Below are 12,105 nucleotides of genomic sequence, written 5' to 3'. Positions count from 1 at the left end.
CGCGTCACCTTCCGCCCGCGCTGGGTGAGCGGCAACTGCCCGATTCGGCACAGGACTTCAGCACATTCCTGCTGCCCGTAAGCAACGCGCGTCGACTCTTTGCAGGTAACTGGAAAGCGCAATCAACCATCGGTTGGGACCCTGTCTGCATGTCCATGCGCTGTCTTCTGGTCGATGACAGCATCCGGTTCCTGGAGGCCGCGCGCAGCTTGCTCGAACGCGACGGGATCCCCGTCGTCGGCGTCGCCCTGACAGGCCCGGAGGCTCTCGCCCTGGCTGCCGAACTGGTCCCGGACCTCGTGCTGGTGGACGTCGACCTGGGCGGCGAGAACGGCTTCGACCTCGTGGTCGAGCTGGCCGTCCGCGTGCCGTCGGTCATCATCCTGATCTCCACGCACTCCCCGGACGACTTCGAGGAACTCGTCGCCGCGAGCCCCGCGCGCGGGTTCGTGCCCAAGTCGGCCCTCTCCGCCCGGGCGATCCGGGACGTGCTCGGCGACGGCGGGCCGGTCACCACGACGTGAACACGGGACGGCCGCACCCGTCGCGTCTCGGCCGACAGCGGGCCGCCCGGGGACTGCGGGTGTTGTCGGGACTAGGTCAACACGCTTCAATGCGGGGGAACTCGGGTCCGTGAACGACTGCGTACGGATGTGAAGACTCCTCCACACCGTCGGGGGTGGCCCCGGGTGACCCTCGCCGACGGTCTGACCAGCCGTCGTGAACACCCACAGAAAGGCCCCTGCATGCCGCACGCCACACAGCACGCGGACGACACGGCCGTCGCCGTCGCGGAACTGGACACGGCCCTGCGCGGCGGCCCCTTCCACGTCGCCCTGCGGGCCGCGATCGCCGCCCGGGGACTGCCGCTCCAGCGTGTGCAGCACCACCTGTCCCGTCACGGGGTCAAGGTCGGTGTCACGAGCCTGAGTTACTGGCAGCAGGGTGCGCGGCGCCCTCAGCGCCCCGAGTCGCTGCGCGCGGTGCGGGCGCTGGAGGAGATACTCCAGCTGCCGGAGGAGTCCCTGATACGGCTGCTCGCCGAGGCCGAGGAAGGCGCGTCCGGCCAGCGCCCCGCCGCCCGCTCCTACCGCTCGCTCGTCGAGGCCTCGGGCGTCCTGCAGCGTCTGCTGACCGACCTGGACGCGGCACCGGACAGCGGACTGCACACCCTCGGGCACCACGAGCGGGTCCGGATCGGCACCCGGCGCGAACTGCTCGGCCGTGAGTCGCACCACATCGTGCGCGCCCACAAGGAAGGCGTGGACCGCTTCGTGGCCGTGCACCACGGCGACCCGGGGTGCGCGCCGGAGCGCATGCAGGTGCACGCCCTGGAGAACTGCCGCGTGGGACGCGTGCGGCTGCACCACGACACCGGCGTGCTCGTCGCCGAACTCCTCTTCGGCACCCGGCTGCGGGCCGGTGACACCTACCTCTTCCGCTACGGCGTCGACGACGGCACGGCCGGCGTCTCGCGCGAGTATGTGCGCGGCTTCGGTCCGGCGGGCGGCCAGTACGCGCTCCAGGTGCGGTTCGACGAGAGCGCGCTGCCGACGCGCTGCCACCGGTTCACCCAGCACTCGGCGGCGGCCCCGCGCAGCAGCCGCCAGGAGCTTCCCCTCACCGGCCCGCACCGCTCGGTCCACATCGTGGAGCCGCGCGTGCGGAGCGGGATCGTGGGGATCGGCTGGGACTGGGAGTAGGGGCCGCCCGGACCGCCCATCCGGGAGCAGGCCCGACGGACCGTCCGCCCGGGAACAGGTTCGACGGGCCACCCACCCGGGAACAGGCCCGACGGCCCGCCCACCCGGGAACAGGTCCGACGGCCCGCCCACCCGGGAGCAAGGTCCGACGGACCGTCCGCGTCGAGGGGCGGCAGGGCACAAGGCCGGTCCGACGCGCACCGCGACCGCTGCCCGGCGGTGCGCGTAAACGCTTGCGCAAGCGTTTACGCGCACCGCCGGATGGGCTACCTTCCCGGCAGACGACCGTTCACCGCCGCCGGCCGTCGCCGGACCGTTCGGGGAGGGAGCGCCCATGGCGACCATGGCCGACGTGGCCCGCAGCGCGGGCGTCTCCGTGGCGACCGTCTCGCACGTCCTCAACGGCACCCGTCCCGTCCTGCCCCACACCCGGCAGGCCGTCCTCGACGCGATGGACGAGCTGGGCTACACACCGAACGCCCTCGCCCGCTCGCTGGTGACCTCCCGCACCCGCTCGATCGGGCTCGCGGTGTCGGCGATCGGCAACCCCTACTTCACGGAGATCCTCCAGGGCGTGGAGGCCGAGGCCCTGCGCCACGGCTACGGCCTCCTCCTGGCCGACCCGCACGACGACCCCGTCCATGAACGCGAGGTCGTCCAGCTGCTGCACGAGCGCCGCGTGGACGGCCTGATCGTCGCCCCCTCGGCGCAGCCGTCCGCGCTGCTCGGCTACCTGGAACGGCACCGGGTGCCGGCGGTCTTCCTGGACCGCCTGGTGGACGGCCCGCGGGACATCGACCAGGTGTGCGCCGAGAGCGCCGGGCCGACGGCCGGTCTGGTCACCCATCTCGCCGGGCTCGGCCACCGGCGCATCGGCCTGGTCGCGGGCCTGCCCGGGCTCAGCACCAGCAGCGAGCGCGTCGCCGGGTACCGCGACGGCCTCGCCGCGGCGGGACTGCCCTACGACGAGCGGCTCGTCGCCCATGGGGAGTCCGCGTCGGCCGGGGCGGAGCGCGCGACCGCCGCCCTGCTGTCGCTCGACGCGCCGCCCACGGCCCTGGTGACCGCCAACAACGCGATGACGCTGGGCGCGCTCAGGACGCTCCGCGACCGGGGGCTGTCGGTGCCGGGCGACCTGGCGCTGTGCTGCTTCGACGACTTCCCCTGGGCCGACCTCTTCTCGCCCCGGCTCACCGCGGTCGCCCAGCCGGGCCGGGAGATCGGCGTCCAGGCAGTGCGGGTCCTGCTGGAACGCCTGGACACCCCCGATCGGCCCGCGCGGACCCTGCGGCTGCCCTGCACGTTCGTCCACCGCGGCTCGTGCGGCTGCCCCGAGGAACCTCGGCCGTCCGCCGGCTCCCAGCAGCCCGCGGGCCGGTCCCCGCACTCCACGAAAGGACCCGTCTCGTGATCGTCGTCGCCGGTGAGGCCCTCATCGACCTGGTACCACAGGACACGGGAGCCCTCGCGGGGCTCACGCCGGCGCGCGGCGGGGGCCCGTACAACACGGCCGTCGCGCTCGGCCGTCTCGGCTCCCCCACCGCCTTCTGCTCGCGCGTCTCCTCGGACGCCTTCGGTGAGGCGCTGCTCGACGGGCTGCGGGAGGCGTCCGTGGACGTGTCGGCCGTGCAGCGGGGCCCGGAGCCGACCACGCTGGCGGTCGCCACGATCGACGGCGACGGCTCGGCCGCCTACTCCTTCTACGTCGAGGGCACCGCCGACCGTCTCTTCGCGGTGCCGCCCACGCTGCCGGCCGGTACGCGCGCGGTGTCCTTCGGAACCTGCTCCCTCGTCCTGGAGCCCGGGGCGAGCGCCTACGAGGAGCTGATGCGGGACGCCGCGGCCCAGGGTGTGTTCACCGCGCTCGACCCCAACATCCGGGCGGGGCTGATCCCGGACGCGGACGCCTACCGGGCCCGGTTCAAGAACTGGCTGCCGTCGGTGTCGCTGCTCAAGCTCTCCGAGGAGGACGCCCGGTGGCTGGGCGGCACCCCGCGCGAGTGGCTGGCCGCGGGACCGGCCGCCGTCGTGATCACCCGGGGCGGCGACGGGCTGACCGTCTTCACCCGGGACGGGGGCGAGTACGCGGTGCCGGGCGAGAAGGTCGCCGTCGTGGACACGATCGGCGCCGGTGACACCGTCAACGCGGCACTGCTGCACGGACTGTCCGGGCTGCACGGACTGTCCGGGCTGCACGGGCTGGACGCCCTGTCCTCAGACGGGCTCGCGGCACTGGGCCGGGACGACTGGGAGCGGCTGCTGCGCTTCGCGGCCCGGGCGGCGGCAGTCACCTGTTCACGGGCGGGGGCGGAACCGCCGTACGCGGCCGAGCTGGGGGGCTTCTGACGTTCGTGGCCCTGTGGACGACCGGTGCCCCGTGGGGAGGTTCCCACGGGGCACCGGCCTTTGTCCGTCCGCCGGCTCAGGCCTTGCGGGCCCTCGTCGTCTTCTTGGCGGGAGCCGCCTTCTTCACCGCGGCGGTCGCGGTCTTGGCGGTGGTCGCCTTCTTCGCGGCCGTCTTCGCCGTGGCGGTCTTGGCCGTGGCGGTCTTGGCCGTGGCGGTCTTCTTGGCCGCCGTCTTCTTGGCCGTGGACCGGGCCGTCGTCCCGCGCGGGGCCTTCACCTCGCTCGCGTCGCTGATGCGGTCCGCGCCGAGGACCTCCCGCAGGAACTTGCCGGTGTGGCTGGCCGGGACGCCCGCGACCTCCTCGGGCGTGCCCTCGGCGACGACGAGACCGCCGCCCGCGCCGCCCTCGGGACCCATGTCGACGACCCAGTCCGCGGTCTTGATCACGTCGAGGTTGTGCTCGATGACGATGACCGTGTTGCCCTTGTCGACCAGGCCCGACAGGACCTTCAGCAGCTTGCTGATGTCCTCGAAGTGCAGACCGGTGGTCGGCTCGTCCAGGACGTAGACCGTACGGCCGGTGGAGCGCTTCTGGAGCTCGCTGGCGAGCTTGACGCGCTGCGCCTCACCGCCGGAGAGCGTCGTCGCGGACTGGCCGAGACGGACGTAGCCGAGACCGACGTCCTTGAGCGTGTTGAGGTGGCGGGCGATCGCGGGGACGGCCTCGAAGAAGGACGTGGCCTCCTCGATCGGCATGTTCAGGACCTCGGCGATGGACTTGCCCTTGTAGTGGACCTCCAGGGTCTCCCGGTTGTAGCGGGCTCCGTGGCAGACCTCGCACGGGACGTAGACGTCCGGGAGGAAGTTCATCTCGATCTTGATGGTGCCGTCGCCCGCGCAGTTCTCGCAGCGACCGCCCTTGACGTTGAAGGAGAAGCGGCCGGGCAGATAGCCGCGGACCTTCGCCTCGGTGGTCTCCGCGAACAGCTTGCGGACATGGTCGAAGACACCGGTGTACGTCGCCGGGTTGGACCGCGGGGTGCGGCCGATGGGCGACTGGTCGACATGGACGACCTTGTCGACGAGGTCGTCGCCGTCCACGCGCGTGTGGCGTCCGGGAACGCTGCGGGCGCCGTTCAGCTCGCGCGCCAGGTGCGTGTAGAGGATGTCGTTGACCAGGGTCGACTTGCCGGACCCGGAGACGCCGGTGACCGCGGTGAACACACCGAGCGGGAACGAGACGTCGATGTCCTGGAGGTTGTTCTCGCGGGCGCCGTGCACCGTGAGCCGGCGGGACGGGTCCTGGGGGCGGCGGATGTCCGGCAGCGGGATGGACTTCTTGCCCGACAGGTACTGGCCGGTCTGCGACTCGTCGTTGGCGAGCAGCCCCTTCAGGTCGCCGCTGTGCACCACCTTGCCGCCGTGCTCACCGGCGCCGGGGCCGATGTCGACGACCCAGTCGGCGACCTTGATGGTGTCCTCGTCGTGCTCGACGACGATGAGCGTGTTGCCCATGTCGCGCAGCCGGACCAGGGTCTCGATCAGCCGGTGGTTGTCGCGCTGGTGCAGACCGATCGACGGCTCGTCGAGGACGTACAGGACACCGACGAGACCGGAGCCGATCTGGGTGGCCAGCCGGATGCGCTGGGCCTCACCGCCGGAGAGGGTGCCCGCCGCGCGGTTCAGGGAGAGGTAGTCGAGGCCGACGTCGACGAGGAACTTGAGCCGCTCGTTGACCTCCTTCAGCACGCGCTCGGCGATCTTCTTGTCGCGGGCGTCGAGCTTCAGCTCGCCCAGGAAGTCCGCGCAGTCGCTGATGGACATGGCGGAGACCTCGGCGATCGACTTCCCCATGACGGTGACCGCGAGGACGATCGGCTTCAGACGCGTGCCCTCACAGGTGGGGCAGGGCACCTCGCGCATGTAGCCCTCGAAGCGCTCCCGGCTGGCGTCGGACTCGGCCTCGCTGTGGCGGCGCTTGACGAAGGGGACGGCGCCCTCGAACGGCGTGGTGTACACGCGCTCGCGGCCGTACCGGTTGCGGTACCGCACCTCGATCTGCGTCTTGTGCCCGTACAGCAGGGCCTTCCTGGCGCGCTGCGGCAGGCCCGCGAAGGGGATGTCCGTGCGGAAGCCGAGAGCGTCGGCCAGGGCGTTGATCAGGCGGCCGAAGTAGTCCTTGGTGTGCCCGTGCGACCAGGGGTGGATGGCGCCCTCGTCGAGGGACTTGTCCTCGTCCGGGACGATCAGCTCCGCGTCGACCTCCATACGCGTGCCGATGCCGGAGCACTCGGGGCAGGCGCCGAAGGGCGAGTTGAACGAGAAGGAGCGCGGCTCCAGCTCCTCGAAGGACAGGTCGTCGTAGGCGCAGTACAGGTGCTCCGAGTACATGCGCTCGCGCTCGGGGTCGTCGGCGGGCAGGTCGACGAAGTCGAGGACGACCATGCCGCCGGACAGCCCGAGGGCGGTCTCCACGGAGTCGGTGAGGCGGCGCTTGGCGGAGTCCTTCACCGTGAGGCGGTCGACGACCACCTCGATGGTGTGCTTCTCCTGCTTCTTCAGCGTGGGCGGCTCGGAGAGCTGGACGGTCTCGCCGTCCACGCGCGCGCGGGAGTAGCCCTTGGTCTGAAGGTCCGCGAAGAGGTCGACGAACTCGCCCTTGCGCTCGCGCACGAGCGGCGACAGGACCTGGAAGCGGCTGCCCTCGGGCAGCTCCAGGACCTTGTCGACGATGGCCTGCGGCGACTGGCGCGAGATGGGCCGACCGCACTCGGGGCAGTGCGGCTTGCCGATGCGGGCGAAGAGCAGCCGCAGGTAGTCGTAGACCTCGGTGATGGTGCCGACCGTCGAGCGCGGGTTGCGGGAGGTCGACTTCTGGTCGATGGAGACCGCCGGGGAGAGACCCTCGATGAAGTCGACGTCCGGCTTGTCCATCTGACCGAGGAACTGGCGGGCGTACGAGGAGAGCGACTCCACGTAGCGGCGCTGGCCCTCGGCGAAGATCGTGTCGAAGGCCAGGGAGGACTTGCCCGACCCGGACAGGCCCGTGAAGACGATGAGCGAGTCGCGTGGCAGGTCGAGCGAGACGTTCTTCAGGTTGTGCTCGCGCGCGCCACGGACGATGAGACGGTCGGCCACGCCGGTCCGCACCTTTCTTGAGAGTGGTGACAGGGGCGAGGCCCCCGTGCTTGTTCAGACTAGGGGGAGCCACTGACAACGCCGGACGGATTCCCGGATGGGGAGAACAAATCCCGGTCATCCAGCATGCCCGACGCCGCGTCCGACGATATAGCACGTGCATTCGATTTATGGCACCGCTTCACCACCTTCACCCAAAGGTGTGGCGGGGCTAGGGTCGGCACCATGACTGATCACGCGCATGACCTGGCGTCTGTACGTGAGGCGACCGAACGGCTGCTCACCGCAGCCGCCAAAGTGGACAACGCGTCGGTGGCCGAGCCGTCACGGCTTCCCGGGTGGACCCGCGGCCATGTCCTCGCCCACCTGGCCCGCAACGCGGACGCCCTGGTGAACGTCCTCGGCGGACGCCCCATGTATCCGAGCGGCGAGGCCCGCGACGCCGACATCGAGCGGGACGCCCCGCGCCCACTGGACGAGCAGCTCGCTGACCTCCGCGACAGCGCCGCCCGCTTCCAGGACGCCGGGGCGGCGCCGGCGGACTGGTCGCGCACCGTGGAGCTGCGCAACGGGGTCACCGACCTGGCGTCCCAGGTGCCGTTCAGGCGCTGGGCCGAGGTGGAGCTGCACCACGTGGACCTCGGGATCGGCTACGAGCTGGAGGACCTGCCCGCGGAGTTCACGGAGCGCGAGACCACCTTCCTCGCCGACCGTTTCACGGGCCGCCCCGACGTCCCTCCGACCTGCCTCGCCGACGGCACGCGCGCGTGGAGCACCGGACGGGAGGGCGACGCCCCCGAGGTGACGGTGACGGGCGGTCCGGCCGATCTGCTGGGGTGGCTCGCGGGACGCCGGGACGGGGCACGGCTGACGGTCGAGGGGGGCCCGCTCCCGGCGCTGCCGCCGCTATAGGCTGACGGCCATGACGTACAGCGGACAGGTGACGGTCGGCGGCGCGGCGGACGTGCACGAGCTCAAGGACCTGATGATCACCAAGATCGCGGTCGGCCCGATGGACAACAACGCCTATCTGCTGCGCTGCCGGGCCACCGACGAGCAGTTGCTGATCGACGCGGCCAACGACGCGGAGACCCTGATCGGCATGATCGGCGACGACGGCATCGCGTCCGTCGTCACCACGCACCAGCACGGCGACCACTGGCAGGCGCTCGCCCGTGTCGTGGAGGCCACCGGCGCGCGCACGTACGCGGGGCGCGAGGACGCCTCCGGCATCCCGGTGCCGACCGACGTCCTGGTCGACGACGGCGACACCCTGCACGTCGGCCGCGTCGAGCTGACCGCGCGCCACCTGGCCGGGCACACCCCGGGCTCCATCGCCCTGGTCTACGACGACCCGCACGGCCACCCGCACGTCTTCACCGGCGACTGCCTGTTCCCCGGGGGCGTGGGCAACACCCGCAAGGATCCCGAGGCGTTCGCCCGGCTGATCAGCGACGTCGAGACGAAGATCTTCGCCCCGCTGCCCGACGAGACCTGGGTCTACCCGGGCCACGGCAACGACACGACCCTCGGCGCCGAGCGCCCGCATCTGCCGGAGTGGCACGCGCGCGGGTGGTGAACGGGGGCGCGGAGCGCACCGGTGCGGGCGGTGAGACGGAGCGGGCGCCCGGCGCACGGCGTCACCACGCGCGCCCCGTGTGAACGCTTCACTCACGCCCGTGTCACGCGCACGCTCCCCGCGCGCGTGGTCGCGAGGTCAACTGGTGGCAGCCCCGCGCGGGATGACGGCTCCGGCGCGGTACGGGCCGCCGGTCCTTCCGAACCCCGCCCTCGGCCGGCGGCCCCGGCGCGGCGCCCGGGTCGCGGCGCTCACGTGGCGGCCTGCCCCGTCCCCGCGAGCGCCGCGACCCGCTCCACGCCGAACGCGTACCCCTGCACACCGCACCCCGCGATGACACCGTTCGCGCGCAGGGAGACGTACGAGTGGTGCCGGAAGGACTCCCGCTGGTGGATGTTGGAGATGTGGACCTCCAGCACGGGCAGTCCGTCGCAGGTGTTGAGCGCGTCCAGGATCGCGACCGAGGTGTGGGAGTAGGCGCCGGGGTTGATGACGATCCCGCAGTGGTTCAGCCTCGCCTCGTGGATCCAGTCGACCAGTTCGCCCTCGTGGTTGGACTGCCGGAAGTCGACCGTCCCACCGTGCGCGGCGGCGGTCTTGGCGCACAGGGCCTCGACGTCGGCGAGGGTGTCGGAGCCGTAGATCTCCGGCTGGCGCTGGCCGAGCAGGTTCAGATTGGGTCCGTTGAGGATCATGATCGGGGCGTTGGCCAGGGTGCGGGGCACGGTTCCTCCGGTCCGTCAGGGGATGGCGATCCGTTCGAGACCGCTGCTCCGACCCGGTCTATCACGGTGCGCCACGGGGGTCCCGACCGGCGTACGGCAGCACCCGTCGGCACCACCGCGCGCCCCCGTAACCAGCGGTCACCGTGGGTAGTTGACGCGGCATGCACGACGTACGCAGCGTAAGCACGCCCTCCATGCCGCGGCTCGCCGCCGCCTCGCTCGCGGGGACGGCCATCGAGTTCTACGACTTCTTCGTCTACGGGACGGCCGCGGCGCTGGTCCTGGGCCCCCTGTTCTTCCCGACCTTCTCGCCGCTGGCGGGCACCCTGGCCGCCTTCGGGACCTTCGCTGTGGGGTTCGTCGCCCGGCCGCTGGGATCGGTGCTGTTCGGGCACATCGGGGACCGGCGGGGACGGCGTCCGGTACTCGTGCTGTCGCTGCTGCTGACCGGCGGCGCGACCGTCGCCGTCGGCTGCGTACCGGCGTACGACTCGATCGGGGTGGCCGCTCCCCTGCTGCTGCTCGCCCTGCGGTTCCTCCAAGGGCTGGGGCTGGGCGGCGAGTGGGGCGGGGCCGTGCTGCTCACCGCGGAGCACGCGCCGCCCGAGCGGCGCGCCCTGTGGGCGAGCTTCCCGCAGATCGGGCCCGCGGTGGGCTTCCTGCTCGCCAACGGCGTGATGCTGGCCCTAGCGGCGACGCTGACCGAGGCGCAGTTCGCCTCCTGGGGGTGGCGCGTGCCGTTCTGGGCGGCCGGAGTGCTGGCCGTGGCCGGGCTCTGGCTGCGCTCGTCGCTCACCGAGAGCCCTCAGTTCCTCGCGCTCGACGACCACGCGCGCGTGCCGCTCGCCGAGGTCGTCCGCGACCACTGGCGGCTGGTCCTGCTCACCGCGGGGGCGCTCGCGGTCGGCTACGCGATCTTCTACGCCGTGACGACCTGGTCCCTCGCGTACGCGACGGAGCGGCTGGGGGTGAGCCGTACGGTGATGCTGGCCTGCATCATGGCGGCGGTCGTGGTGAAGGGCGCGCTCACGCCGGTGATGGCGCTGCTCGGCGACCGGTACGGGCGCAGGCCGCTGTGTCTGGCCGGGTGCGGGGCCGCCGCGCTGTGGATGTTCCCCATGGTGGCGCTGCTGTCGACGGGTGCGCCGCTGCTGATGTTCCTCGGCTTCCTCGGGGCGCTGCTCGCGTTCATCACGATGTTCGCTGTGATCGCCGCCTATCTGCCGGAGCTGTACGAGCCCCGGGTGCGCTGCACGGGCGCCGCGGTCGGCTACAACCTCGGCGGGGTCCTCGGCGGCGCGCTGACGCCGATCGTGGCGACCGCGCTGGCCGAGCAGAGCGCCGGCCGGGTGCCCTGGGGCGTGGGGGCGTATCTGACGGGGATCGCGCTGCTGAGCCTCGGCTGCTTCGCGCTGCTGCCGGAGACGCGGCCGGTGCCGGCGGTCGCGGCGGAGCCGGTCACGGGTTGATCGCGAGTTCCAGGTAGGCCGCGAAGAGCACCAGGTGCACGCCGCCCTGGAGCGGGGTCGCCCGGCCCGGCACGACCGTCAGGGAGCTGACGACGACGGTCAGGGCGAGCAGCACCATGTGGGTGGAGCTGAGGCCGAGGACGAGCGGGCCGGAGAGCCAGATGGAGGCGAGGGCGACCGCGGGGATGGTCAGGCCGATGCTGGCCATGGCGGAGCCGAGCGCGAGGTTGAGGCTGGTCTGGACGCGGTCGCGGCGGGCGGAGCGCAGGGCGGCGATGGTCTCGGGCAGCAGCACCAGCAGCGCGATGATCACACCGACGACCGCGTGGTGCAGACCCGCGGCCTCCACTCCGGACTCGATGGTCGGCGAGACGCCCTTCGCCAGGCCCACGACGCCGATCAGCGCGAGCCCGAGCAGGCCGAGGCTGGTCCAGGCGATCCGGGCGGACGGGGCCTCCGCGTGGTCGTCCATGGTGATCACCTCGCCCTGGCGGGTGATCGGCAGGAAGTAGTCGCGGTGCCGCACGGTCTGGGTGGTGACGAACAGGCCGTACAGGATCAGCGAGGACACGGCGGCGAAGGTGAGCTGGACGCTGGAGAACTCGGGGCCCGGCTTGCTGGTGGTGAACGTCGGCAGGACCAGGCTGAGCGTGGCCAGGGTGGCGACGGTCGCCAGGGCCGCGCCGGTGCCCTCGGGGTTGAAGACGGCGGTGCCGTGGCGCAGGGAGGCGACGAGGAGGCAGATGCCGACGATGCCGTTGCAGGTGATCATGACGGCGGCGAAGACCGTGTCGCGGGCGAGCGTCGATCCCTTGTCGCCGCCGTCGGCCATCAGGGTGACGATCAGCGCGACCTCGATGATGGTGACGGCGACCGCGAGGACGAGGGAGCCGAAGGGTTCGCCGACCCGGTGCGCGACCACCTCGGCGTGGTGCACGGCGGCCAGGACGGCTCCCGCCAGGACCAGCGTCACCAGGGCGACGAGCACACCGGGCAGGTCCCGGCCCCAGGTGAGGGCGAGGAGGACGACCGCCAGGGCCGGCACGAGGGTGGTCCACCGAGTGGTCAGCGACCTGAGCCGAGCGATCATGACGCGATCCTCGCAGAGGGCTCCAGGCCCCGCATTCCGGCGTGCTCGCGGGGC

The 12,105-nt window shown here is 72.1% G+C and carries 10 protein-coding genes; 7 read left to right on the top strand and 3 right to left on the bottom strand.

The window, feature by feature from the left end; genetic code table 11:
- Positions 1 to 149: 149 nt before the first annotated feature.
- The 4 genes from ACIPSE_RS19285 (at position 150) to ACIPSE_RS19270 (ending at position 4,049) form a co-directional block, all read left to right on the top strand.
- Positions 150 to 524: a response regulator transcription factor gene (locus tag ACIPSE_RS19285; protein ID WP_401664128.1), complete on the top strand. Its 375-nt coding sequence runs from the start codon at positions 150 to 152 to the stop codon at positions 522 to 524.
- Positions 525 to 746: 222 nt separating this feature from the next.
- Complete coding sequence (locus tag ACIPSE_RS19280; RefSeq protein WP_401664125.1) at positions 747 to 1,703, top strand: hypothetical protein; 957 nt, start codon at positions 747 to 749, stop codon at positions 1,701 to 1,703.
- A gap of 334 nt (positions 1,704 to 2,037) precedes the next feature.
- On the top strand, positions 2,038 to 3,114 hold the full coding sequence (locus ACIPSE_RS19275) for a LacI family DNA-binding transcriptional regulator (protein ID WP_401664123.1): 1,077 nt from the start codon (positions 2,038 to 2,040) through the stop codon (positions 3,112 to 3,114).
- Positions 3,111 to 4,049 (top strand): carbohydrate kinase, encoded by a 939-nt coding sequence (locus tag ACIPSE_RS19270; RefSeq protein ID WP_401664120.1) that lies wholly within the window; start codon positions 3,111 to 3,113, stop codon positions 4,047 to 4,049. Before ACIPSE_RS19275 ends, ACIPSE_RS19270 begins: the two co-directional genes overlap by 4 nt.
- Before the next feature lie 76 nt (positions 4,050 to 4,125).
- On the opposite strand, the gene uvrA is transcribed toward ACIPSE_RS19270, so the two are convergent.
- Positions 4,126 to 7,188, bottom strand: a complete 3,063-nt coding sequence (gene uvrA / locus ACIPSE_RS19265; protein WP_401664117.1) for an excinuclease ABC subunit UvrA — start codon at positions 7,186 to 7,188, stop codon at positions 4,126 to 4,128.
- Between the two features lie 225 nt (positions 7,189 to 7,413).
- Between uvrA and ACIPSE_RS19260 the strand changes: the two genes are divergently transcribed.
- Positions 7,414 to 8,100, top strand: coding sequence for a maleylpyruvate isomerase family mycothiol-dependent enzyme (locus ACIPSE_RS19260; protein ID WP_401664115.1), 687 nt, complete (start codon positions 7,414 to 7,416; stop codon positions 8,098 to 8,100).
- Between the two features lie 10 nt (positions 8,101 to 8,110).
- Positions 8,111 to 8,767 carry an MBL fold metallo-hydrolase gene (locus ACIPSE_RS19255; protein ID WP_401664112.1) on the top strand — a complete coding sequence of 219 codons (657 nt, stop codon included), beginning with the start codon at positions 8,111 to 8,113 and terminating at the stop codon, positions 8,765 to 8,767.
- 251 nt (positions 8,768 to 9,018) lie between these two features.
- On the opposite strand, the gene aroQ is transcribed toward ACIPSE_RS19255, so the two are convergent.
- Positions 9,019 to 9,492: a type II 3-dehydroquinate dehydratase gene (aroQ, locus tag ACIPSE_RS19250; RefSeq protein ID WP_401664109.1), complete on the bottom strand. Its 474-nt coding sequence runs from the start codon at positions 9,490 to 9,492 to the stop codon at positions 9,019 to 9,021.
- A gap of 194 nt (positions 9,493 to 9,686) precedes the next feature.
- Here aroQ and ACIPSE_RS19245 point away from each other — a divergent pair, with 194 nt between their 5' ends.
- Complete coding sequence (locus tag ACIPSE_RS19245) at positions 9,687 to 10,961, top strand: MFS transporter (protein ID WP_401664107.1); 1,275 nt, start codon at positions 9,687 to 9,689, stop codon at positions 10,959 to 10,961.
- Here the strand turns inward: ACIPSE_RS19245 and ACIPSE_RS19240 are convergent.
- Positions 10,951 to 12,051, bottom strand: coding sequence for a calcium:proton antiporter (locus ACIPSE_RS19240; protein ID WP_401664104.1), 1,101 nt, complete (start codon positions 12,049 to 12,051; stop codon positions 10,951 to 10,953). The two genes, ACIPSE_RS19245 and ACIPSE_RS19240, sit on opposite strands and share 11 nt — an antisense overlap.
- Positions 12,052 to 12,105: the final 54 nt, after the last annotated feature.

The organism is Streptomyces sp. NPDC090106 (assembly GCF_044747265.1).
GTDB lineage: Bacteria > Actinomycetota > Actinomycetes > Streptomycetales > Streptomycetaceae > Streptomyces.
The sequence above is the reverse complement of the archived record's forward strand: the minus strand, read 5'-3'. Positions and strand labels throughout refer to the sequence as shown.